Origin of the sequence: Halobacillus sp. KGW1 (genome assembly GCF_001592845.1) — a bacterium.
Lineage (GTDB): Bacteria > Bacillota > Bacilli > Bacillales > Halobacillaceae > Halobacillus.
This window is the reverse complement of record NZ_LSOC01000004.1, coordinates 231,024-255,651: the sequence shown is the minus strand read 5'-3', so window position 1 is coordinate 255,651 and position 24,628 is coordinate 231,024. Positions and strand designations below refer to the sequence as shown.

Annotated in this window: 23 protein-coding genes and 1 riboswitch; of the genes, 16 read left to right on the top strand and 7 right to left on the bottom strand. The window is 47.1% G+C overall.

Annotated elements, in window-relative coordinates; genetic code table 11:
• Positions 1-57: 57 nt before the first annotated feature.
• The gene (locus AXG56_RS16195; RefSeq protein WP_062515458.1) at positions 58-609 is read right to left on the bottom strand and encodes a flavodoxin family protein; all 552 of its coding nucleotides are present in this window, start codon (positions 607-609) and stop codon (positions 58-60) included.
• A gap of 110 nt (positions 610-719) precedes the next feature.
• Here AXG56_RS16195 and AXG56_RS16190 point away from each other — a divergent pair, with 110 nt between their 5' ends.
• The 4 genes from AXG56_RS16190 (at position 720) to AXG56_RS16175 (ending at position 5,736) form a co-directional block, all read left to right on the top strand.
• Positions 720-1,613 carry a LysR family transcriptional regulator gene (locus tag AXG56_RS16190; protein WP_062515456.1) on the top strand — a complete coding sequence of 298 codons (894 nt, stop codon included), beginning with the start codon at positions 720-722 and terminating at the stop codon, positions 1,611-1,613.
• A 90-nt stretch (positions 1,614-1,703) separates the two neighbouring features.
• Entirely contained in the window at positions 1,704-2,546 is an 843-nt protein-coding gene (locus AXG56_RS16185) for an aldo/keto reductase (RefSeq protein WP_026578696.1), read from the top strand.
• A gap of 102 nt (positions 2,547-2,648) precedes the next feature.
• A complete protein-coding gene (locus tag AXG56_RS16180) occupies positions 2,649-4,088 on the top strand; it encodes a YdiU family protein (RefSeq protein ID WP_062515705.1) in 1,440 nt (479 codons plus the stop codon).
• A gap of 139 nt (positions 4,089-4,227) precedes the next feature.
• Positions 4,228-5,736 (top strand): alkaline phosphatase, encoded by a 1,509-nt coding sequence (locus AXG56_RS16175; RefSeq protein WP_062515455.1) that lies wholly within the window; start codon positions 4,228-4,230, stop codon positions 5,734-5,736.
• A gap of 42 nt (positions 5,737-5,778) precedes the next feature.
• Here AXG56_RS16175 and AXG56_RS16170 read toward each other — a convergent pair whose 3' ends face one another.
• Genes AXG56_RS16170 through AXG56_RS16155 form a run of 4 tightly spaced genes read right to left on the bottom strand, consistent with a single transcriptional unit; the run spans position 5,779 to position 8,984 of the window.
• The gene (locus AXG56_RS16170) at positions 5,779-7,314 is read right to left on the bottom strand and encodes a polyamine aminopropyltransferase (protein WP_008633932.1); all 1,536 of its coding nucleotides are present in this window, start codon (positions 7,312-7,314) and stop codon (positions 5,779-5,781) included.
• Between the two features lie 22 nt (positions 7,315-7,336).
• Complete coding sequence (locus AXG56_RS16165; RefSeq protein ID WP_008633930.1) at positions 7,337-7,759, bottom strand: DUF350 domain-containing protein; 423 nt, start codon at positions 7,757-7,759, stop codon at positions 7,337-7,339.
• Positions 7,760-7,782: 23 nt separating this feature from the next.
• The gene (locus tag AXG56_RS16160; protein WP_026578693.1) at positions 7,783-8,331 is read right to left on the bottom strand and encodes a DUF4247 domain-containing protein; all 549 of its coding nucleotides are present in this window, start codon (positions 8,329-8,331) and stop codon (positions 7,783-7,785) included.
• A 17-nt stretch (positions 8,332-8,348) separates the two neighbouring features.
• On the bottom strand, positions 8,349-8,984 hold the full coding sequence (locus AXG56_RS16155) for a hypothetical protein (RefSeq protein WP_008633925.1): 636 nt from the start codon (positions 8,982-8,984) through the stop codon (positions 8,349-8,351).
• Positions 8,985-9,186: 202 nt separating this feature from the next.
• A riboswitch (SAM riboswitch) is annotated at positions 9,187-9,296 on the top strand.
• 89 nt (positions 9,297-9,385) lie between these two features.
• On the opposite strand from AXG56_RS16155, the gene mmuP reads away from it, so the two are divergent.
• The 10 genes from mmuP (at position 9,386) to AXG56_RS16105 (ending at position 21,462) form a co-directional block, all read left to right on the top strand.
• On the top strand, positions 9,386-10,792 hold the full coding sequence (gene mmuP, locus AXG56_RS16150) for an S-methylmethionine permease (protein ID WP_008633923.1): 1,407 nt from the start codon (positions 9,386-9,388) through the stop codon (positions 10,790-10,792).
• Positions 10,758-11,708 (top strand): homocysteine S-methyltransferase, encoded by a 951-nt coding sequence (gene mmuM, locus AXG56_RS16145; RefSeq protein WP_062515453.1) that lies wholly within the window; start codon positions 10,758-10,760, stop codon positions 11,706-11,708. The genes mmuP and mmuM overlap by 35 nt, the downstream gene beginning before the upstream one ends.
• A gap of 186 nt (positions 11,709-11,894) precedes the next feature.
• Entirely contained in the window at positions 11,895-12,545 is a 651-nt protein-coding gene (locus AXG56_RS16140; protein WP_062515452.1) for a GntR family transcriptional regulator, read from the top strand.
• Positions 12,546-12,564: 19 nt separating this feature from the next.
• On the top strand, positions 12,565-13,923 hold the full coding sequence (gabT, locus tag AXG56_RS16135) for a 4-aminobutyrate--2-oxoglutarate transaminase (protein WP_062515450.1): 1,359 nt from the start codon (positions 12,565-12,567) through the stop codon (positions 13,921-13,923).
• An 18-nt stretch (positions 13,924-13,941) separates the two neighbouring features.
• Positions 13,942-15,333: an APC family permease gene (locus tag AXG56_RS16130; protein ID WP_062515449.1), complete on the top strand. Its 1,392-nt coding sequence runs from the start codon at positions 13,942-13,944 to the stop codon at positions 15,331-15,333.
• Positions 15,334-15,348: 15 nt separating this feature from the next.
• A complete protein-coding gene (locus tag AXG56_RS16125; protein WP_008633916.1) occupies positions 15,349-16,761 on the top strand; it encodes an NAD-dependent succinate-semialdehyde dehydrogenase in 1,413 nt (470 codons plus the stop codon).
• Positions 16,762-16,923: 162 nt separating this feature from the next.
• On the top strand, positions 16,924-17,352 hold the full coding sequence (locus tag AXG56_RS16120; RefSeq protein WP_008633915.1) for a MarR family winged helix-turn-helix transcriptional regulator: 429 nt from the start codon (positions 16,924-16,926) through the stop codon (positions 17,350-17,352).
• A 160-nt stretch (positions 17,353-17,512) separates the two neighbouring features.
• Positions 17,513-17,953: a MarR family winged helix-turn-helix transcriptional regulator gene (locus tag AXG56_RS16115; protein ID WP_062515448.1), complete on the top strand. Its 441-nt coding sequence runs from the start codon at positions 17,513-17,515 to the stop codon at positions 17,951-17,953.
• A 25-nt stretch (positions 17,954-17,978) separates the two neighbouring features.
• The gene (locus AXG56_RS16110) at positions 17,979-20,207 is read left to right on the top strand and encodes a YhgE/Pip domain-containing protein (RefSeq protein ID WP_201029324.1); all 2,229 of its coding nucleotides are present in this window, start codon (positions 17,979-17,981) and stop codon (positions 20,205-20,207) included.
• A 154-nt stretch (positions 20,208-20,361) separates the two neighbouring features.
• Positions 20,362-21,462 (top strand): NADH:flavin oxidoreductase, encoded by a 1,101-nt coding sequence (locus AXG56_RS16105; RefSeq protein ID WP_062515446.1) that lies wholly within the window; start codon positions 20,362-20,364, stop codon positions 21,460-21,462.
• 81 nt (positions 21,463-21,543) lie between these two features.
• Here AXG56_RS16105 and AXG56_RS16100 read toward each other — a convergent pair whose 3' ends face one another.
• Positions 21,544-22,017 carry a hypothetical protein gene (locus AXG56_RS16100; RefSeq protein WP_026578685.1) on the bottom strand — a complete coding sequence of 158 codons (474 nt, stop codon included), beginning with the start codon at positions 22,015-22,017 and terminating at the stop codon, positions 21,544-21,546.
• Positions 22,017-22,208, bottom strand: a complete 192-nt coding sequence (locus tag AXG56_RS16095) for a helix-turn-helix transcriptional regulator (RefSeq protein ID WP_008633898.1) — start codon at positions 22,206-22,208, stop codon at positions 22,017-22,019. The genes AXG56_RS16100 and AXG56_RS16095 overlap by 1 nt, the downstream gene beginning before the upstream one ends.
• A gap of 118 nt (positions 22,209-22,326) precedes the next feature.
• Here AXG56_RS16095 and AXG56_RS16090 point away from each other — a divergent pair, with 118 nt between their 5' ends.
• Both AXG56_RS16090 and AXG56_RS16085 read left to right on the top strand, forming a co-directional pair.
• Complete coding sequence (locus tag AXG56_RS16090; protein ID WP_026578684.1) at positions 22,327-23,166, top strand: MerR family transcriptional regulator; 840 nt, start codon at positions 22,327-22,329, stop codon at positions 23,164-23,166.
• 56 nt (positions 23,167-23,222) lie between these two features.
• The gene (locus tag AXG56_RS16085; RefSeq protein ID WP_062515445.1) at positions 23,223-24,575 is read left to right on the top strand and encodes an MATE family efflux transporter; all 1,353 of its coding nucleotides are present in this window, start codon (positions 23,223-23,225) and stop codon (positions 24,573-24,575) included.
• Positions 24,576-24,628: the final 53 nt, after the last annotated feature.

Sequence of the window (24,628 nt, the reverse complement as noted above, 5' to 3'; positions counted from 1 at the left end):
CCTGGAGAATATCCAGGCGGTCTTTTTTGTGTGTTTTATCTGTTTAGAAATCATGGTTTACTTCAGAATCTGTTTGAACATTTCGTTCCATAGATCCGCTTGATAGAGTGCCTGCTTGTCTGTGGTGATCTCGCCGGGCTTGTTTGCTTCTCCGATTAGATAGGAAGCAAAGGGGAGACCGACAAAATCAAAGATATGTTGGAACTGTTGGATCATTGGAAGACCTTTCGTGCGAGGAGAATCCCCTCCGACAGCGACGACATATGCCTGTTTCTCAGCCATTTTTGTCCGGAAATCACGGAAAGCCGGATCTCTCATCGTCTGCGACCAACGATCAATGAAGAGCTTCATGGCAGCGGTCATACTGTACCAATAAATGGGGGTGGCGAAGAGTAGAATGTCTGCTTCCATGACACGTCTCATCAGTCCATCATAATCATCTTGTACAGATGGAAATCCCTCTGCAGCGTGACGTCCGTCTATGACCGGCAGAATATGGTGGGCGTCTACTTCCATCCGGTCCACCTTCATACCGGCAATGATGCGTTCTGTTAAATACCTGGTATTTCCTTCCCTGCGTCCTCCACCGTATATAACGGCAAGTTTCATGATACTTCCCTCCTTGTATATTCCGTTTCCAGTGTATAATGAATGTGTTGAACATAAAAACGGATTATTATGATTGAAACGATCGGAATTTATGATTAAGGAGAATGATGATGGATTTCAAGCAGTTGCGGACATTTATAACAGCGGCTGAGATGCTGAATTTTACAAAGACGGCGAAGCAGCTTAATTTTGCTCAATCAAGTGTAACGGCACAGATAAAAGCATTGGAAGAGGAGCTGGGTCAGCCTTTGTTTGAGCGTTTGGGAAGAAGACTGTTCCTGACAGACGCAGGGCATCGGTTCAAGGAATACGCGGATCAGCTTGTCCGAATATATGCAGAAGCAAAGGCTGTTGTGGGTGATGAGCAAAAATTACAGAGGACGCTCGTCATAGGTGCACAGGAAAGTCAGTGCACCTATCGCCTGCCTCCCGTGCTGTCTGCCTTCAGAAAACACTTCCCTGAAGTGAAGGTAATATTCAAGCCGGCCCACTCCGAAGCGCGAGTGAGGGAAGAAATAAGGAACGGGACGCTGGATGTGGCCGTTCTGTTGGATCAAGAAAAATCAGCAGATCACTTAGTGACCGAAGCCCTTCGGGAGGAAAAGTTGATGGTGGTGGCTGCTGCAGATCATCCTTTGTCTGTGAAAAAGAAGGTAGGAGTGGATGAATTAGCAGACGAAACATTTCTGTTGACCGAGTCAGGCTGCTCTTATCGGGAGCTGTTGGAACACTCGTTTCACCAAGACGGATATTCTTTGTCCAACCTGTTGGAGTTTGGGAGCATAGAAGCCATCAAGCAGTGTGCCGTTGCGGGCTTGGGGCTGGCTGCACTTCCAGAAATGGTAGTAGAGAAAGAGATCAGGGAGGGACGGTTGGTCGAACTTCCCTGGACAAAGGACATGCCTCCCCTATACACGCAGATAGCATGGCATAAAGAGAAGTGGATGTCAGTTCCGTTAAGCGGTTTTATTGATTTAACGAGAAAAATCTATTGTACTTCCTGAGCACATTCAACGACAGAGACGGATGCACTATTTTGGATATATTTTCTTGTGGGTGATATGGTGGTTTAAAATGGAAGGGAGTAGATGGTAATGAGTAATGGCTTTCCTGAAATAACACTGAATGATGGAATGAAAGTGCCGGCACTTGGTTTCGGTACATATGAACTGAACGGCAATAAGGGAGCGGAAGCAATCGGGAGCGCCATTCATGCAGGCTATCGGATGCTCGACAGTGCGTACAACTATGAGAATGAAGGAACTGTAGGAGAAGCTGTCCGACGCTCTTCTGTATCGCGGGATCAGCTTTTGATTTCTTCCAAGCTTCCAGGCAGATACCACGAGTATGACAAAGCACTCACGACAATCCAGGAATCCCTCTACCGCGCGGGGTTGGATTATTATGACTTTTATTTGATTCACTGGCCGAACCCGAAGCAGGACATGTATGTAGAAGCTTGGCAGGCGTTGATTGATGCAAAGAGATGGGGGCTTGTCCGCTCCATCGGTGTTTGTAACTTCCTGCCCGAACATTTGGAACGTCTGAAGAAGGAAACGGGAGTGCTTCCTAGTATCAATCAGGTGGAACTTCACCCTTTCTTTAATCAGGAAGAACAAAGGGCATTCCATGAAGAGCATACGATTGCGACTCAATCCTGGAGTCCGCTTGCAAGAGCCGGAAAAGTGATGGAGGAAGAAACGTTACAGGAAATCGCCTCCCATTATAACAAATCGGTGACGCAGGTCGTCCTCCGCTGGCATTACCAGTTAGGGGCCATAGCGATTCCACGTTCAACTTCACCGACCCGTCAACGGGAAAACTGTGCAATCTTCGACTTTTCTCTGACGGATACGGAAATGAATAAGATTTCCTCCTTGTCCGTTCCGGATGGTCGAATGAACGACCAGGATCCTGCTGTCTATGAAGAGTTTTAAGGAAACAGGCGCACCTCCAAGGGTGCGCTTTTTTTATTGGGGTATGTTAGGATGGGCATACGAATGATAAGTAACGTAGGACACACTTATAAAGGAGATAACATGACACATTCCGATAAAGCAGGTTGGAATCTTTTTAACAGCTACTCAAAACTTCCCGGGGTGTTCTATGCCCGGCAGGCCCCGACACCGGTGGCGGACCCGCAGTTGGTCCTGTACAATGAACCGCTGGCAGGAATTCTTGGACTGCATGATATACATGCAGAGCAGCTGTCAGGTAATGAGATACCTGAGGGTGCTCAACCTATAGCCCAAGCTTATGCCGGTCATCAATTCGGTCATTTTACCATGCTCGGTGACGGACGAGCCGTCCTTCTAGGGGAGCAGATGACTCCGGGTGGAGAGCGATGCGATATTCAATTGAAGGGGGCCGGCCCGACTCCTTATTCCCGGAGAGGAGACGGACGGGCGTCGCTTGGACCAATGCTCAGGGAATATGTGATCAGTGAAGCGATGCATGGACTGGGAGTGCCTACGAACCGCAGCCTGGCTGTTGTTACGTCTGGTGAAACGGTGCAGAGGGAGACAGAATGGCCCGGAGCTGTACTTACAAGAGTAGCAGCCAGCCATCTGCGCGTGGGTACATTCCAGTATGCAGCAAAACAAGGAGATGCCGAACATCTTCGAGTGCTTGTACAGTATGCGACGGAGCGCCATTTTCCAGAGTTGGAAGCAGGAGATTACCTCGGTTTCTATAGAGAGGTGGTCCGGAGACAGGCGCAGCTGATTGCCCAGTGGCAGCTCGTCGGTTTCGTGCACGGCGTCATGAATACGGATAATATGACAATCAGTGGAGAGACAATGGATTATGGTCCATGTGCGTTTCTCGATATTTATAATCCGGATACCGTTTTCAGTTCGATTGATACAAGCGGCCGGTATGCCTATAAGAATCAACCGGCTATCGCGATGTGGAACCTGGCCCGTTTCGCAGAGACATTGATTCCTCTCCTTGACGAAAAGCAGGAAGCAGCAGTCGAAGAGCTCCAGGAGATCCTCAGTGGTTTTGGCTCGCTGTTTAAGGAGCATTGGCTCAATGGAATGCGCTCCAAGCTTGGACTGACTGAGAATCAGCAGCAGGATGAGCCTTTAATTGAGGACCTGCTTGATATTATGGAGAAGAATAAAGCTGATTACACGGAAACGTTCCGCTTATTAACACAGGATAGGATGGAGGAGTCCTCTTTGAGGGACACCACTGCTTTCACGCAGTGGTATAAACAGTGGCAGGCTCGCCTGGACAGCCAGGCAGCATCCAAGACGGAAGCATATGAAACGATGAAGCGGACAAATCCCGCTCTTATTCCGCGTAACCACCTTGTAGAAGAAGCGTTGGCTGCGGCCGTATCGGAAGAGGACTACGGTCCGGTAAAGAAACTCATCCGTCTCCTTTCTGATCCATACGCTTATTCAGAGGAACAAATCGAATACGCTGTGATCCCTGTCCCGCCAGGACCCTATCAGACCTTTTGTGGGACGTAAATAGGTATCTATTGCAAGAAGCATGTAGTTAATTACATGCTTCTTTTTTTTACGATGTTTTAACAGACGGTTATTTTTCTATTTACAATCAAACCCTAGTATGGGGGATGGGAAAACAATACATATGGAGGGTTGTACTATGGGTAACAAGCAAGTGCATAAATGGATGATGGCAGCTGCGGTGTCGGCTATGGTTTTTGGTTCGTCTGCCAACTACATAAACGCAGAGGAACAGAAGGTTGAAAAGCCTAAGAATATCATTATGATGATTGGTGACGGAATGGGAGCACCTTATACAACAGCACATCGTTATATAAAAGATGATCCTGAGACCATCGAGATGGAGCCGACTTCTTTCGATTCTCACTTAGTGGGCATGCAGTCTGTATATTCTGCTGATCCGCATCACGATGGTGGAGAAGACGATGTAAAAGAAAACATTCCTGATTCAGCTGCGACAGCCACTTCCATGTCCTCCGGAGTGAAGACATACAATGGAGCGATTGCGGTTGATTTGGACCAGCACGAAACCAAGACGGTTTTGGAACAGGCGAAAGAAATTGGGAAATCGACGGGGCTGGTAGCTACATCACAAATAAACCATGCGACCCCTGCGGCATTCGGTACGCACGATCCTTCCCGGCAGAATTACAATGAAATTGCGGATGATTATTATGATGAAATGGTCAAAGGAGAGCATAAAGTAGACGTTCTGCTCGGTGGGGGAACGGATTACTTTGAGCGGAAGGATCGAGATTTAACCAAGGAGTTTCAAAAAGACGGTTTTAATTATGTAACAACCGCAAAAGAGATGGAAGCGTCCAAAAGTGATCAACTGCTCGGCTTATTCGCTCCAGTTGGGTTGGACAAGGCGATTGACCGGCCGGCAGAACAACCGTCGTTAGAGCAAATGACTACAAAGGCAATTGAAACGCTGGATAAAAAGGAAGAAGGTTTCTTTTTAATGGTGGAAGGAAGCCAGATTGATTGGGCCGGCCATGACAATGATATCGTTGCAGCCATGAGTGAAATGGATGATTTCGAGAAGGCATTCCAAAAAGCGATCGAATTTGCAGAAGCAGATGGAGAAACGTTAGTCGTGACAACGGCTGATCACTCGACTGGAGGACTGTCCATTGGAGCCGACGGGCCTTATACATGGGACACAGAAGTTATAAAAGCGGCAAAACATACACCTGATTTTATGGCTGCGCAGATTGTGGAAGAAGGAAAAGAAGTAAGGCAGACATTGGAGGATAACATTGCTTTCGATGTATCCGATAAAGAGGTGGCTGCGGTGGAAGAAGCGATGAAATCTGCTTCTGAAGAAGACCGTCTGACGGAAGTGGATAATAGTATCGAACGAATATTTAATAAAAGGTCAGGGACCGGCTGGACGACAGACGGTCATACGGGAGTAGACGTCCCTGTCTATGCTTACGGACCGGGATCCGATCTGTTTGCAGGTCACATTGATAATACAGACCAAGCGAAGAATTTCTTTCAATTACTTAAAACGTCCGATGAAGAAGGCGGAGAGCTTGCGGATACAAGTGCAGCTTATCCGGCGGGGATAGTGCTCGGTGCCGTAATAGCCGGTGCCGGTGGAATCCTGTTGTTTCGCAGACGTCAAATGAATAAAGCATGAATCAAAAAAGCCAGCCTCCCGGGCTGGCTTTTTTGCAGCATCTTAGTAATTTTCCCATGCTTCCTGATACAGCTGTATCAGGTTTGGACGATTGAGACTGTTGACGGGGATATCGAATGTCTTTCCCTTCTCTTCAATGACTTCGTCCGTGTCATTACCAAACTCAAATAGAGAAGGGGCGACTTCCTCATTGAGAAATTTTAAATCAAGTCCATCGAAACCCAACTTGTCAATGGATATAGGCTCTCGGGAGGCCAGAGTGAATCCCCAGTTTCCGAAGCTTGGAACGTCTAGATGATAATTGGCGGTTTCAAGGCCTGTGGCTTGTACCGTTTTGTTAATGGTCCAGTACACTTTGGTCGCAAAAACCGGACTCGTTGATTGAATACTCACTTTCCCGCCTGGTGACAAGTGGTTCCGTACAAGGGAGTAGAACTCCTTCGTATACAGCTTGTTGAGGCCTTCATCGTTGGGATCCGGCAGATCGCCAAGGATAACATCATAAAGCTCCTTAGAATCGCGCAAGTATTGGAAGGCATCTTCATGAATGACCTGAACACGGCTATCTTTCAAGGAACCTTCATTCAGTCGGAGCAGCTCATGGTTGGTGTTGGCAAGGTCCGTCATGGCAGGGTCGAGGTCGACCAGGGTAATCTGTTCCACGTCTTCATGCTTCAATACTTCCCGGACAGCAAGACCATCGCCTCCACCGAGAATCAGAACCGAGCGCGTTTGATCGGCAAGCGCCATCGGAATGTGGACGAGCGCTTCGTGGTAACGGAACTCGTCACTTTCTGCGAACTGCAGCTGTCCGTTCAAGAACAGCCGTACATCTCCCGGTTCCTTGGTCAAAATGATCTTCTGATACTTTGTTTCTTCTGTGTAAACGATCGGGTCTGCGTAAGATTTCTGCTCAAAGACACTGGCATACTTCTCTCCAAATAAGAATCCCGCGACAAGCAGAAGGAGAATGAGGAAGCCGGCCGCTTGGTGGACTTTGGGCCTGGACATCTCTTTTCGGAACCTTAATGTGATGAACAGAGCGACAATCGCATTGATCATGGCAATGAAAAAGGCAGTATTGATCAGACCGAGCAGAGGACGCAGGACGAGAGCGAATCCTACGGACCCGATCAGACTGCCGGCATAATCAAAAAACAGCACCCTCGCTGTGCTTTTACTTATATCTTCACGGATTTCCTGAACCCTTCGTATCAGGATCGGGAGCTCCAGACCTGTCAGAAACCCGGTCAAAGATATGACGGTGTACAAGTAGATCTGGGCAACGCCGTCATCGAAGTAAGCAGTGAAAAAAAACAATCCAAAGACGGAAAAGCCCCCGACGAGAGCGATCAAGTACTCTGCCTGAACGAAGCGGGTGACGAGCCAGTTCTTCAGTTTTTCACTCAGGGCTGCTCCGATTCCCATGGCCATCATGAACAGCCCGATGGTTATACAGTAATAAAGAACGCTGTCCCCGAATAAGTAGCTGCCTGCAGCACCATAAAGAACTTGGAAGACGATTCCGCAGATTGAAACGATTCCTGATGACAGATAAAGATACTTTTGTGCGTTCACGGTTGGTCCTCCTTTATTCTTCTTATGTAATGCTTCCTGCTACGGCAAAACCGATGAAGATACTGACAGATGCCGCTACAAGGCCGACAGCGATGTTGTTTTTCTTTATTTCCTCTTCCGCTTTGAACGGAGTGATCCACTCGAACAAATAGTAGCCGGCAATCATCAACAGAAAGCCGATGAAGATCCAGATAGAGGCGCTCCAAATACTTAAATTGTGGGCAATAGAAGATTCTGTAATGATACCTAGACCGATCAACTTCCCGGCGAACTGAGAAGCGACAGCGACGTTGCCCTTCAGCAGCTCTTCTTTATCGTTATAAGGGGTGAATTTTTCAAAGATGGCCATACAAATTCCTGCCAGGACAAGCATGACGATCCAATACAGCAAGGTCAATAGAAGGTCATAAACATTCAGTACTTCCGAAATATCGAATTCAAACATGGTTTTTCGCTCCTGTTCTTTTGTTATTTTCCTGCTCCGGGGCCGCCGCCGCGGACACCGGAGGATGTGCTGGATGACTGGCGTACGGATGGACTGCTCCCGGCATTTTTCACATAACTTCCACCGCTGCCGCCGATATACCCTGTATAAAAGAAGCCGCCGCGGTTATCGAGGTCCATAGCATAAACCTCTTCTGCTTCCTCTTCTATGCCGTAGTCCGAAAAGAAATCACTATCATAATTGTTCCGGACGAATTCTTTATCCGATACTTCGATGATGGTATCTTCTTCTTTCTGGGTGTCCTGATAGACCTGCACGAGGTAATCGTCGTAGAGCATTAAATCACGACCGTCTTTGGAGGCTTTATGTACGGCCTCTTCAGAGTCGGTGATGCCGGCTGCCACTTTCTCCGGCTTCTGATCATAAGCGCGGAAGATTTCCGATTTGTTGCCCACATCATCGTATACGATATCCTCCATTGGGTATTGATCCCCGACTGCATCCACTACGTTGGAGCATGCCGTCAAACACAGCAGGCCGAGCAGAATAACCGGGATGGATTTGAGTTTCATACTCTTCATCTCCTGTTTTATTCATTTTCTAGAGGGCGTAGCATTAAGGAATTCAAGCGCCAGTGTGTTTCCTTCATACTGGACTGCCAATGTGGAGGGTAGTCTCCCTGCACCTCGAAGCGATCGGTATATGTCCGGTCTTCATCATCCGTGATGACCCGTTCCAATTCGAAGGAGAAGGTTACCCACACATCATATTGGAAGGTCGCCCATTCCACCCCGTGATCGGTTTCGGTGCTGAGCGGGCTCACCGGCTGTTCATCCAAATAAGATTGAAATTGCTTGTTCCGTACGGTGTAATGGACATCTGTGATGTGCTCCGGATCGACTTCTTTGTTCATATAAACGTCACGAAGAGCGGTTTCATAAACCCGTTCATACAAAAAATAGGCATCCAAAGCACCCCAATTTTGATTGTCGATCTCGTTTAACGCAGCTATCGTATGAGTGAGAAAAGCAACTTCAGTAGGCTCATAGTCTTCATCTGTGATGTAGGTATCCATTGATACAGTCAGGTTGTCGGGTTTCTCTGAATCTCCTTCTCCATAGACATCAATTTCTCCCGGCATGAACATACCAATGAGCACGAGCAGTGCGAATATGGAGCCGATGACGATTCCTGATATTTTTAGTATTTTTATGAAGGTTTTCATTGTCTATCACCTCCTCAGAAAGGGAACGGAACGTGAGTGTTAAGGCAATTTCATCCATTTTAACCACTCTCATTATACGTTCCTATGAATCTAGAAACAACAAAATTCGAGGATATTCGGAACATTCAAGTTGCAGCGTAAGAATAAAATTCAGCGTTGACATTTTTTATTTGCGTTGTTAGAGTATTTAAAAAATACATATTTCTTATCCAGAGAGGTGGAGGGACTGGCCCTTTGAAGCCTCAGCAACAGGTCTGAATGCAGACACTGTGCTAATTCCAGCGGGTGTTGAATAACCCTGATAGATAGGAGCTTCCTTTTATTTGTCGGTAAACGCACCCGCTCCAGGGTGCGTTTTTTTATGTATTTTTAGATGAAGAGAAAGTGGAGGGGAAGAGAAAATGGAACAGAACTTCAAAAGAGAAATGAAAACACGCCACCTTGTGATGCTGTCACTCGGTGGAGTCATCGGAACCGGGCTGTTCCTCAGTTCCGGATACACCATCCAGCAGGCAGGACCATTTGGGACGGTGCTTGCCTATTTGATTGGTGCGTTGGTCGTTTACTTAGTGATGCTCTGTCTTGGTGAGTTGTCTGTACATATGCCTGAGACTGGTGCGTTTCACAGTTATGCCGCGAAGTATATCGGTCCGGGAACGGGGTTTACGGTTGCCTGGCTTTACTGGCTCACCTGGACAGTGGCGCTGGGATCGGAATTCACAGCTGCCGGACTGATGATGCAGCGGTGGTTCCCGGATATAAGTGTATGGATATGGAGCGCTTTATTCGCGATTTTGATCTTCGGATTGAATGCATTCACCGTGAAGTTTTTTGCAGAATCAGAGTTTTGGTTTTCTTCTGTCAAAGTCATCGCCATTTTTCTATTTATTCTACTTGGTCTGGCTGGAATTTTCGGTATTGTGCCGCTTGCAGATTCTGAACCAGCTCCGTTCTTTTCTAATTTCACAGAAGCCGGTTTGTTTCCGAATGGGGCTTTCGCCATCTTAATGACGATGCTGGCGGTCAACTTCGCATTCTCCGGTACAGAGTTGATCGGTATTGCGGCGGGAGAAACGGTCGATCCCGCGAAAACAATCCCGAAAGCCATCCGGACGACGCTCGTACGGCTCATTCTTTTCTTTGTAGGAACAATTATTGTGCTTTCCGCGCTGCTTCCGAGTTCGGAAGCCGGAGTCATTGAGAGTCCTTTCGTTGCCGTTTTGGAAAGAGTCGGTGTTCCATTTGCCGCAGATATCATGAACTTTGTCATCATCACGGCTATTTTGTCTGCAGCGAATTCAGGGTTATATGCCTCCTCCCGTATGCTGTGGTCTCTCGCGGATCGGAAGACGATCTCTCCGAAATTCGCGAAAATGACGAAGAAAGGCATTCCGCTGAACGCCATCTTATTCAGCATGCTTGGTGGGGGACTGGCTCTGTTGTCCAGCATCATTGCGCCCGATACCGTCTATATCGTGCTGGTATCGATTTCAGGACTTGCAGTCGTTATCGTATGGATGAGCATCAGTCTTGCTCAATTTAATTTCCGGCGGGCTTATGTGAAAGCTGGGAACAAGGTGGAGGACCTGGGATACCGGGCGCCGCTTTATCCATTGGTGCCGATCGCATCGTTCCTGCTCTGTCTTGCCGCCTGCATCGGAATCGCCTTTGATCCGACACAGCGGATCGCCCTGTATTGTGGAATTCCATTCATCATCCTTTGTTATGCAGGGTATTATCTGTCACAATCCAAGAAGAAACGGAGAGTAGAACATGTCGAACAGAATCAACAAGCGCAATCCTATTAAACAACTATTGGAAACAAAGAAAACGATTATTCTCGATGGGGCGTTGGCGACAGAATTGGAGACATACGGCTTCGACCTTGATGATCCACTTTGGTCCGCCCGTGTGCTGCTTGAGAATCCGGATGCTATCCGTAAGGTTCATGCCGATTATTTCCGTAATGGTGCGGATATTGCCATCACCGCTAGTTATCAAGCAACCATTGATGGGTTTAAGCAGCGGGGGATCGACGAAGATAAGGCGCGCACATTAATTAAAGATACCGTTCGCCTGGCACAGGAAGCACGCTCGGATGTCTGGAGGGAAGCGGATGACAGAGCTTATCCTGTCGTTGCAGGTTCGGTTGGCCCTTATGGCGCCTACCTTGCTGACGGCTCAGAATATATCGGGAACTATGGTGTCACGGATGAGCGGCTGAAAGAATTTCACCGTCCCAGAATAGAAGCGCTCATCGAAGCGGGTGCCGACGTGCTTGCCTTTGAAACGATTCCTTCCCTCCAGGAGGCGAAAGTACTGACGGAATTATTGGGCGAGTATCCGGGCGCCAGTGCGTGGCTTTCCTTTTCCTTGAAGAATGGCAGCCAAATCAGTGATGGAACGGAATGGAGACGTTGTATAGATGTGATCGAAGGGAGGGAGCAGGTGGTAGCAGTCGGAGTGAACTGTGCTCCGATTCCTGATGCGACAGAGGCAGTCGGCCATATCCGGGCTCTTACAGATAAGCCGATTATTTTATACCCGAATTCGGGAGAAACATACGATCCCGACACGAATGACTGGTACGGGGAACGCTCCTGCCAGCGTTTCGATGAGCAGTCCGATCGGTGGGTGGAAGCCGGGGCAACGATCATAGGAGGCTGTTGTCGTACGACTCCTGATCACATTCAATCGCTGGCAAGGCGCTGGCAGAATAGGTAAAAAGAGAAAGGCCTTTCTGATTGGGAAGGTCTTTTTTTATGTGTAAAAAGCACTAGACAAGCGGATGAATTTTTATGCAATAATCACTAAATTCAGAAAATTATGTGGAAACTTTGTGAATTTTAAGATAACATGTTGTTAGAAGTAAATTGTATACAATCTTCGAATACAATGGTGGGATGCAAAATGAGTAGTAGTGAAGAGAGAGCATATGAAAAGGTGAAACGTGCCATTATGCTGAAACGGCTTGTTCCGGGACAGCGAATTACGGAAGATTGGGTAAGTAAAGAGTTAAATATGAGCAGAACTCCGATAAGAGCTGCTTTCAAGCGATTGGAAAGTGAGAAATTGATAGAACTGGTTCCCAATAAGGGGGCGATTGTTTACAAACCGTCCAACAAAGAGCTTCGGGACGTTTTTGAACTGAGAATTGTTTTAGAAACTTATGCAGCGAGACTTGCGGTTCCTAAGCTGGATGATGCTCATCTGGAACAGCTTGAAATTCTACTTTCCGATGAACTGGAAACCTACAAGTCCAAGAATTTCGAGGAATTCCTTCGGGTCAATGGTTTGATCCATACGTTCTTATCCGAGGTATCCGGCAATGAATTCCTTCTACAGGAAGTCGACAAGTTGAATCAGTGGTCGGACTGTTATTTAATCCTCCGAGATGAATTTTACTCGACACCAATGAATGAGGTTAAATCGATTCCCGAACATCGGGTGATATTCGAACATTTGCAGGAGAGGGATTCTGAAGCAGCGGAGGCAGCAATTCGTAACCATTTGCTCTCGACACTGAGTGATTTGTCTGAACGAACATCGGTTTTCTATTAATTAAAAGGAGTGGTTAAACATGTCTAAGCACGTATCTATCCAAACAAACATCCCAGGTCCAAAAGCGAGCGAGCTGCTGGAACGCCGTCATCAAGTAATTCCTGATTCAGTAAGCTACGGCATTCCAACATTTGCACAGAAAGCGGAAGGAGCCAAAATCACGGATGTGGACGGTAATACATTCATCGACTTCGCAGGTGCGATCGGTACGATCAACGTCGGCCACTGTCACCCGAAAGTAAAAGAGGCCCTCCATGATCAAATTGAAAAATTCATTCATACCGGATTCAATGTAATGATGTATGAACCGTACGTCGCTCTTGCTGAAAAATTGACACAGCTTGCTCCTGGATCTCATAAGAAGAAGGTGCTTTTGCAGAACAGTGGTGCAGAAGCTGTAGAAAATGCCGTTAAGATTGCTCGAAAATATACTGGCAGACAAGCCATCGTCACATTTGCCAATGCGTTCCACGGGCGTACGCTGATGACGATGTCCATGACGAGCAAAGTAAAGCCGTATAAATATGAATTCGGTCCATTCGCACCGGAAGTGTACAAGGCTCCTTTCCCGTACAGTTACCGCCGTCCTGAGGGAATGTCAGAAGAGGCTTATATCGATTTCATGATCGAACAGTTCCGTGATTTCTTCCTGAAAGAAGTCGCACCGGAAACAATCGCTGCTGTATTTATGGAACCTGTCCAGGGAGAAGGCGGCTTTATCGTACCGGCGAAGCGTTTCGTCCATGCGGTCAAGCAGCTTTGTGAGGAGCACGGTATTTTGTTCGTGGCAGATGAGATCCAGACGGGATTCGGAAGAACGGGCAGCTATTTTGCTTCTGAGCATTTTGGTATTACTCCGGACTTGATCACGGTTTCGAAATCATTGGGTGCCGGTATGCCGATCAGTGGAGTCATTGGACGTCAGGAAGTCATGGATGCTGCCGGTCCGGGAGAACTTGGAGGTACGTACAGTGGTAACCCGGTTGCCTGTCAAGCAGCCCTTGCGGCGATTGATGTCATTGAAGAAGAGGGCTTGAACGAGCGTGCTGTCGAAATTGGTGCAACGGTTAAGGACAGGTTCACCAAGCTTGCAGAAGAATTTGACTGCATCGGTGATATCCGCGGTCTTGGAGCTATGGTGGCTGTAGAGATTGTCAAAGACCGTACGTCGAAAACACCGGATAAAGCACTTGCGTCTGAAATTATTTCCAAAGCTCAACACAGCGGTTTGCTGGTACTTGGTGCAGGAGTCTATGGAAATGTCGTCCGCTTCCTGATGCCGCTCGTCATTACGAATGAAGAATTGAACGAAGGGTTGGATATCCTGCGTGACGCAATGGAGTCCGTGTTGGAAAAGAAGACGGAATTTTCGGTATAAAATAAGGGGGGATGCTTAATGGAAGATAAGAAATTAAAGAAGGTATTATCGTCCTTTGATCTGTTGTTTCTGGCTCTCGGTGCGATGCTCGGCTGGGGATGGGTCGTTCTTTCAGGTACGTGGATCACGTCGGCAGGTTCGCTAGGGGCGGTCATTGCCTTTATCATTGGTGGATTCCTGGTCATCTGTGTCGGCTTGAATTATGCGGAATTAGCTTCGGCGATGCCTAAAGTAGGCGGCGAGCACGAATATGTCCACAGGGCACTTGGCAAGAAAGCATCGTTCGTTGCTTCGTGGGCAATTACGCTCGGATATATTTCGGTAGCGACTTTTGAAGCAGTTGCACTACCGACGGTTATCGACTACCTGCTTCCTGACTACCAGGCCGGCTATCTATGGACGATTGCCGGTTGGGACGTGCACCTGAACTGGGTACTCATCGGTTCACTAGGGGCCGTCATTATCACAGCAATCAACTTTATAGGTCTAAAGCAGGCAGCGGTTCTGCAGACGGTGTTTACCTTAATGATTGTTGCTGTCGGACTTGTGCTGATTTTCGGGTCCGCTGCCTACGGAGAACCTTCCAACCTTTCGCCTTTATTTGAAGGTGGAGCGGGTGGCATTATGACTGTGCTCGTCATGGTTCCTTTCTTATTTGTCGGTTTTGATGTCATTCCTCAAGTAGCAGAAGAAGCGAACCTCCCCAGACGGAAAATCGGTTCCTTCCTTATTATATCTGTCATTGCAGCCATTGTATTTTATTTGGCGATCGCACTCGGTGTAGGCCTTGCGCTGAGTCCGGAAGAACTTGCCGTTTCAGAACTTGCTTCTGCCGATTCGATGGCAGCTTTGTTCGGATCTGAACGTTTCGCCCAAATCTTGATTCTCGGTGGTGTAGCAGGTATTGTCACGAGCTGGAACTCCTTTGTCATCGGCGGCAGCCGGGTTCTTTATGCGATGGCTGAATCAGGAATGATACCACAATGGTTCGGCAAACTGCACCCTAAATATAAAACACCTTCCAACGCCGTTCTGTTCATCGGTATTCTATCTGCGCTTGCTCCACTCCTTGGGCGATCTGCCCTGGTCTGGATTGTCGATGCCGGTGGCCTTGGCATTGTTGTCGCCTACTTCCTTGTCGCTATGTCCTTTATTCTATTAAGGAGGAAAGAACCGAAAATGGAGCGTCCGTTCCGCGCTGGTAAATCTCCGGTGTTCGGGTATTTAGCTTTAATACTTAGTCTTGGTTTCATCGTCTTGTACCTGCCTGGAATGCCTGCTGCTCTTATCTGGCCGTATGAGTGGATCATGGTCGGCGGCTGGGCGCTTATCGGTGCGTACTTCTTCATTCAGATGAATCGTGGGACTTACGAAAAGAAAAATGCTACTATTCAGAATAAAGCACTTTAGAAAGGGGTATTCCAGTTGAATCTTATTGTGAACGGGAAAGAATGGACCTCAGAGAAGACGATAGAAGTAACGAATCCTTACACACTGGAAGTGATCGATCACGTTCCGGATGCGGGAGAGAAAGAAGCGCAGGAGGCGGTGGATGCCGCCCATGCTGCTTTTCTTAAATGGAAGAAGACGACCGCCTATGAGCGTGCTGAATTTTTGATGCGCTGGCATCAACTGATAGAAGCTCATAAAGAAGAGTTAGCGGAAATCATGACGAAAGAGCAGGGAAAGCCGCTGAAGGAAGCAGCCGGTGAAATCGGTTATGCGAACAGCTTCCTTGCCTGGTATGCAGAAGAAGGGAAGCGTATCTACGGTGAAACGATTCCCGCTTCGAGCAGGGACAAGCGCATTCTTGTCCAAAAACAGCCTGTCGGAGTCATGGCAGCCATTACGCCATGGAACTTCCCGGCAGCTATGATTACAAGAAAAGTGGCGCCGGCAATCGCTGCAGGCTGTACCGTCCTTATCAAACCGGCAGAGCAGACGCCTCTGACTGCGATTCGTCTGGTGGAGCTGGCTCAGGAAGCGGGAGCGCCGGAAGGAATTATTAATATCCTTACAGGAGATGCTGCAACCATCAGCGATGTATGGTTATCTGATTCCCGCGTACGTAAACTTTCTTTCACAGGCTCGACAGAGGTCGGAAAGCTCTTGATGCGTAAGTCGGCGGATACGATGAAGCGTATCTCACTGGAGCTCGGCGGTCAGGCTCCATTCGTCGTTCTTGCGGATGCGGATCTGGATAAGGCAGTGGAAGGCGCAGTGGCATCAAAATTCAGAAATGCTGGACAAACTTGTGTCTGCTCCAACCGTTTCTATGTGCATGAATCTGTATTGGATGAATTTACAGAGAAATTGAAAACTGCTGTTGAGCAGCTGAATGTGGGAGATGGCCTCGATCCTGATACGGACATCGGTCCGCTTATTGATAAAGACGGTTTTGATAAGGTCAATAAGCATATCCAGAATGCTCTGGATAATGGAGCAACGCTTGTAACAGGCGGATCTTCCCAATCGGATAAGGGGTATTTCGTTGAACCGACCGTGCTTGTTCATACGACGGATGACATGATCTGTATGAAGGAGGAAACGTTCGGGCCTGTGCTTCCGATCGCTTCTTTCTCTGATGAAGAAGATGCGATTCGCCGTGCAAACGAGTCTCCATTCGGTTTGGCCGGATATCTGTACACAGAGAATTTCTCCAAAGCGATGCGTCTTTCTGAGGAATTGGACTATGGTATTGTCGGGTTAAATGATGGACTTCCATCTACGGCTCAAGCACCGTTCGGCGGGTTTAAGGAAAGCGGACTCGGTCGAGAAGGCGGTCACTTCGGTATTGAAGAATACTTAGAAACGAAATATATCTCTATCGGACTATGATAAAAAGCCGTCCCTGCTAAGGGGCGGTTTTATCATTTGCGGGTTTTATTTTTTTCTTCGGCTGTTATCCAATTAATACCTTTGACAATGGAATTCTTTCTGCCTATAATTATGTTTTTGAAAAATAACGTCCACCGTACGTGAGAAAGGTAAAAAGCCTCCATGAAACGTAGCTTTCAGAACCACATCAGTATAAAACTCCATCAAACCGATTTAAAATTGACAAGCTTCATAAAAGCGAAGCTCGCCCCTTACAATCTGGCGCCGGAGCAGAATTTGATCATGATGCTTCTTTGGGAGGAAGACGGGTTGACCCAGAATCAGATCGCCAATTACTTAGGTAAGGATAAGGCTAACATTGCCAGAATGGCCTCCAGTCTGGAGAAGAAAGGCTATATTGAACGATGCTTTCGGATTGACGACATGCGTTCTCTGGAGCTGCACTTGACGGAAAGCGGGCGGATGCTTGAAGCGAAAGTCACAGCAGTTACCGATGAAATTAACGAGGTTGTCAATCAGACGATGACAGAAGCAGAGATGAATGAACTGGACAGGCTCCTCCTCAAGATGCAGCAGAGCATAGACGAGTGAGGAAGCAGCTGTTTTTCAAAGGAACGGCCATCCGGTCGTTTTTTTTTTTTGCATAAAATAGTTGGATCAGTGGACGATAAAATCATTGACGCAAATAGTTCATGGGTGTAAACTATTTTTAGTTTATAGGTGTGAACTATTTTATGAAGGGAGTACACACATGCCTGATTCGAGGAAAGTCATCGACTTATTCATAGAAGTGTATTTCGGTGCGAGTGAACATTTGAGAAAGCTGGAGGAGAGCGGACCTTTGAAGAATGTATCCTCCCAACAACTGCAAACGTTAAAAATCATCAAAGTAGAAGCGGCTCTTACGCCAGGGAGGCTGAGCAACATACAAGGTGTCCATAAAAGTGCGATCTCGAACCGGATAAAGAAGTTGATGGAGAAGGAACTGATTCAATGGAGTGAAACGAAGGAAGATAAGCGCTCCAAACTCGTACAACTTACGGAAAAAGGGGAAGAGATTGTAGACCGTGCAGATGAACAGATTTATGACAGCTTTTCGTTTCTTTTTGAGGGGGTGAAGGATGAAGACGTCACCACTTTCATCCATTTGTTCGAGCATGTCAAAAAGAAGTTAAAAGAGCGGGAAGAATAACGGAAATGAGAATAGGAGCATCCTTATGAAGAACATATGGCGCATTTTCAGCCGAGATTGGAAAAATATATCGAAGAACTGGGTCGCGATGATCCTGATCGGCGGCTTAATCGTTCTACCGTCTTTATATGCCTGGTTTAACATTAAAGCATCCTGGGACCCATACAGCCAGACGGACCAGCTGCCTGTCGGAATCGTCAATGAGGATACCGGAGCTACTGTCCGGGATACCGATATTGACGTTGGTCAGGAAGTAGTGGATAACCTGAAGGATAACGACAGCATGGACTGGCATTTTGATGACAGAGAAGAGGCGATGGATAAGCTGGAGTACGGCGATTATTACGCGGTTATCGTCATCCCCGAGAATTTCTCTGAGAAGCTTGGAACGGTTATCAGTGACAGCCCTGAGAAATCGGAAGTCGAATATTACGTCAATGAGAAAGTGAACGCCATCGCACCGAAAATTACGGAAAAAGGTGCCAGCGTCATCGTCGAAGAAGTGAAAAGTAATTTTATATCGGAAGTGAACGGCACGATCGCAGAGCTGTTCAACGATTTAGGAGTAGAGCTTGAGAAGGACCTTCCGGATATTGAACGCTTTGAAGAATATGTGTTTAAACTGGAAGAGAATTTACCGGAAATCCATGATATGATCAGCAGTTCCTATGAAGATTCGAAAAGTGCGGTGGACGTCATTAATGACGTGCAGGCTCTGCTTCCGGAAGCCACGAAAGTGACGAAAGACGGTATTTCCACCATTGATGAAACGACAGGATTCATAGATGATGCAGAGGCACGACTAAATGAACTGGCACCACAAGTACAAGAGGATCTTGAAGCTGCCCAGCAGACAGCAGAGGATGTAAATGCGTTTCTTACTGATGTGCGTTCCATTGATTTGGATTTGGATACGGTCAACGCCATCAAGGACCGAATCGGTGAACAGACGGATGCATCCGTGGAACGTCTGAATGAGGTAGAGCAGCTTCTGAAGCAAGTGAAAGCTCAGCAGGAGGAGCAGCAGCAAAATGCCGAGGCAGACTCCGGGGACAATTCAGAAGATGGAGAAGAACAGCCTCCTGCTCCAGAGGTTTCCACAGAAACAATCGATCAGGCGCTTGCCACAATAGAAACGATTCGAGGAGACTTGGAGACGGTCCAGGCGGACAGCGGCAAGATCGAACAGCAGCTGGGTGAGAAGCAGGAAGAAATCGATGCTGTGCTTGCCGACCTGCAGGAGAAATCCCAAAATACCGCGGACCGGATTGATGCTTTTGTGAAAGAATATAATGATTCGATTGAACCGAAAGTATTGTCGGAAATAGATAAGGCGAAGAATACGCTTGCTAATGCGAGAAGCATTCTGGCTGACGCCCAATCGACTATTCCGGAGATTGAAAAAATACTGAACAGTACCGAAGGAAACATTGCCGAAGGTCAGGATATCCTTGAATATATGCTGAATGAGTATCCTTACGTCAACGACAAAGTGAATGAAATGGCGGATCGAATCCGTGATATTCAAGGGGAAACGGACATTAATGAGATCATCGAGCTTCTGAAAAATGATCCGGAGGCCGAACAGAGCTTTTTCGAAGAGCCGGTCGTATTGAGTAAGAACGCCTTGTTCCCGATTGCCAACTACGGTACGGGGATGACGCCTTTCTACACCGTGTTATCCTTGTGGGTTGGAGCATTGTTGTTGGTATCCTTGTTATCGACGGATCCTCATCACGGCGAAGAATACCGAAAGTACCAGCAGTACTTCGGGAAGCTTGCTACCTTTGTGAGCATCGGATTTCTGCAGACGCTTGTCGTAACGCTTGGTAACATTTACATCCTGAATGTAGATATAGCTGCAGAGCTTCCGTTCATCTTGTTTGGATTCGCAACGAGTTTTGTCTTTATGACCATTGTGTTTACACTGGTATCCGTTCTTGGGGACGTTGGGAAAGCAGCAGCGATCGTATGTCTCGTTCTGCAGATTGCAGGTTCAGGCGGGACGTATCCAGTCGCCTTACTCCCGGAATTCTTCCAGAATATCCATCCGTTTCTTCCGTTTTCCTACGCAATCGACCTGATGCGGGAAGCGGTAGGCGGTATCGTACCAGCCCGGGTGAAGACAGACTTTATCTTTCTGTCTATCTTCGGCGCAGCATTCCTGCTTATCGGTACGTTCCTGAAAGGGCCGCTCCATAAGCGTACGCGGAGTCTGATGAAGAAATCACGGGAATCAGGATTGTTCCATTAAAGAGATAACCACAATAGGAAGAAAAAGACGGATGATCTGAAACGGGTCTTCCGTCTTTTTTGATGCATTGGGGGGGGAAGGCAAACAGATGATTTTTCATTTCCGTCCGCATTTGCGAGAATAGAAGATGCAACAGGAAAAGGAGGAAACGACATTGAGTAATACGAATGTATCTGTTAAACCTTTATTTGAAACTTTCCATAGTGACAAAATACAATTAAAAAACCGTACGGTGATGGCGCCGATGACGCGCGGCTTCTCCCCGGGAGGCATTCCTGGCGAAGACGTGGCTGCCTATTACCGCCGCCGCGCTGAAGGGGATGTTGGTCTTATCATCACCGAAGGAGTCGGAATCAATCATCCGTCTTCTGTTTCCGGTGACAGCATCCCGCTCTTCCACGGAGACGCGTTGGACGGCTGGGCTAAAGTCGCAAAAGAAGTGCATGAAGCGGGAGGGAAAATTGCTCCACAGCTGTGGCACGTCGGAATGACACGAAAACCTGGAGAACTGCCGAACAAAGAAGCCGCACCAATCGGACCGTCTGGTTTGACCCTTGATGGGGTGCAAGTATCCGAACCGCTTACGGTCGAAGAAATCGAGGGGCTGGTTCAGTCATACGCGCAGGCTGCTGCCGATGCGAAGCGTATCGGGTTTGATGCCATCGAGCTTCACGGAGCACATGGATACTTGATCGACCAATTCTTCTATGAGCATACGAACAAGCGCACCGACCGTTACGGTGGTGATTTGGTCGGCCGTACGCAATTTGCAGTCGAAGTCATTGAGGCATGCCGTAAAGCCGTCGGCCCGGATTTCCCTATTATCTTCCGTTTCAGTCAGTGGAAAATGAATGACTATCAAGGAAAACTTGCAGCAACGTCAGAGGAATTAAATCAATTCCTTCAGCCGCTTTCTGACGCTGGAGTCGACATCTTCCACTGCTCTACCCGTCGATTCTGGGAACCGGAATTTGAAGGCTCTGAAATGAACCTTGCCGGATGGACGAAGAAACTGACCGGAAAACCTGCTATTTCTGTCGGTTCTGTCGGATTGGACGGAACATTTACAAGTTTTCAGGCGGCAAATACGACGAGTCTGGACGGTCTCATTGAAAAACTGGACCAGGACGAATTCGATTTGATTGCCATCGGTCGTTCTCTGCTTCAAGATCCGGAATGGGTTAAGAAAGTAGAGGAAGGCAGAGTAAATGATCTGCTTCCATTTGATAAAGACGCGTTAACGAAGTTATATTAATAGCGGAAAGAGGACTCCTGCAAAAGGAGTCCTCTTTTTTTGTTTTTGGGAGAGGGGCTTTGGATTTGCTGTGAACCTGATTCAGTCATCAAGCAGGTCTTTATTTTTATTATAGGATCGTTTAAGAGAGATGTAGTCAAAGAGCAGATAGAACAGGAAGCCGAGGAAGACGGGACCGGCTATGTCGAGAATTTCCATGCCCGTAGACGGTATTCCATTGTTGATCAAAAGCACGATCATGAATATGGCCGCGAAGAAAAGGGCTCTTTTCCTATTCAGGCGGCGTTGTGCACGATAGGTTTTCTCTTCAGAGATGTCGGTATGCTCTATCCCTTTAAATACATAACGGAAATAGGTGTATGCCATCACGAATACAGGGGTAAGCAGGACGGAAATTTCATTAAAAGATTGGGAATTCCACCATATGTTGTTCATAAGTGTAAGTGGCAGAAGGAGAAGTACAGTCAAAAAAGCCGCTTCTGCCATAAAGTAAACGATTTGTGAACGTTTGTATTCATCCTTCGGTAAGAAATAGTTGAGAAATGACTGGACCATTATGATTCCTCCCAGAATAAATCATCTAATGTTTTATCAAGTTCTTTGGCAATCGCGATACAGAGCTGAAGGCTGGGGTTATAGGTGCCTTTCTCAATCAGGCCGATTGTCTGTCTTGTCGCTTGGACACGTTTGGCAAGCTGGGCTTGAGTCAAATCCTTTTCTAGACGTGCCAGTTTGATTTTGTTCACTTTCGTATCACCCAATCATGTTAAATATATATTGCTTATGTAATTTATATATTACATTCAGCGATTGATTTCTGCAAGGGTATAAGGAATAATAAAAGAAAAAATGGATGGGATGTTTATGAGAAGAAAGTTCCGTATAGGAGAGATTGCCGGCCTCTTCCAGTTACCTGCTTCAACGCTGCGTTATTACGATGAAATCGGCATTTTTAAGCCGAAATACACGGATGACTCAAGCAGATATCGTTATTATACCGTCGATCAGTTTCCGGTATTGGATACCATCATCTTTATGAAAAAGAATGGATTTACTATGAAGGATATTCAGGAGCAGCTGAAAGAGAGGACTCCTGAAAATACGAAAGAACGGTTGGAGCGGAAGCTGGATGAAGTGAGAATGGAAAAGCTGCGGCTATCGATAGTAGAAGAAAAGATTAAGAATAAAATTTCGACCATAGAACAGGGCCTTACATTAATGTCGCAGCCCTCTATGACCTATCAATGGTTTCCTGAACGGCCCGTTTCCTATATATATAATGATGAGCCGATTGATTTGAAGGAGGCTTCCGACGACATCTACGTGAAAGATTTGGAATATCATTCCTTGTCAGGGATCATGTATGACGGATTCTTCACGGGGGACTTCGGCACGATTGCAGATATGGATAGTCTGGATGGTGAGGGACCGGTAAAGTATCGCTCAGTCTTTGAACTCCTGCACAAGGATAAGGAAAAACCGGAGTCCTCCTTTTTAGCAGAAGGGATGTATGCGTGTTATCCCCATAAAGGGAAGTATGAAGCAATAAAGCAAAGTTATCGGTTTATGTTGGAGCAGCTGAAAATAGAAGGCTGTGAAATAATAGGAAACGCTGTGGAAATCAGCCTGCTTGATGAATCGGTGATCCGCAATGAGAAGGATTATATGACATGGATCCAAATACCTGTCCGTAAAAATGATTGACCTTGAAGTAACTTGAAGGTTTATACTTTCTCTTGTAAACAGATACGGGAGGAACCATGATGACAAATACACACAGCATTTTGCAGCATCAACCAGTAAAAAAAGTATTCTTCCAGTATTTCTTTCCCTCTTTGTTCGGAATGATGCTGATGTCCATCAATATCCTGATCGACGGAATTTTCGTCGGTAACGGGGTCGGTGCGGAAGGTCTTGCCGGCGTCAATTTAGCCATGCCGGTTTTCTCGCTTATTTTTTCCATTGCTTTATGGATCGGTATCGGTGGCGGAACGCTGTATTCCATCCGGATCGGGGAACGTCAGATGGAACAGGCGCGGAGTGTTTTTTCTCTGTCTCTTATAACGACGATCCTCATCCTTGCTCTCATCGGTACGGTCGGATATTTTCAAGTGGAAGCGGCAGCCCGAATGTTAGGGGCGAACGCAGAGACGCTCTCACATACAGTGGAGTACTTACAGGTCCTTTTCTCCCTTGGGTGGCTTATTGCCCTGCAGCAGCTGCTTAGTATATTCGTTAGAAACGATGGAGGCCCTGTGCTTTCGATGGTTGCACTTGGGATAACAGCAGTCACCAATATCGGTTTGAATTATTATATGATTTTCATATTGGGTCTGGGCGTGTTTGGTGCTGCCTTGGCCACCATTCTTGCGAGTGTTCTCGGTATTTTTGTTTTACTCATCCATTTCTTTCGCAGTGACACAAAACTCCGACCTTTTGCTTTCCAGTGGAGCTGGTCTGGTCTGGGTGCGATTTTCTCGATCGGATTTCCAAGCTTCCTTGCAGAGGCGGGGGCGCTTGTCTTTGTTGCAGCGTATAACCTGGCAATCGTAAGCATGCTCGGAACGGATGGAGTCGCCGCTTTCTCCGTTATCAATTATTTGCACGGCTTCATGTTCCTGTCGTTCTTCGGAATCGAATCGGCGCTTCAACCGATGATCAGTTATTATCACGGCGCTAAAGAGAGAGGCCGGATTCGGGAGAGTGTGAAGATTGGGGAGGTTACTGCTTTGGTAATGGGCGTCGTACTGCTTGTTGTCGGACTTCTCGCAGCGCCGCTTCTCGTATCGTTGTTCGGTCTTGAGTCTCAACACGTCCGCTCGCTCGCCGTAGACGGAATTCGATTGTTCTTTATTGCTTATTTATTCCTTGGCTTCAACTTTGTTTATATGACCTATTTTCAATCGATCGGACAGATCCGCTCTTCCACCCTCATCATTCTGCTCAGAAGCTTTGTACTTCTGCTTCTGTTCTTATGGATTCTGCCGCTGTTCCTCGGGCCAGCCGGCGTTTGGCTGTCTTTGCCGATGGCGGAGATGGTTGTTGCATTCTTGTTGGTTATTTATGTGAGAAGACGCGTAGTAAATCACATAGGCGGTGCGGAAACAGGTTGATCGTATTGGGTAATATTTACAAATTTAATTCTAGGATATATGATGAAACTCGG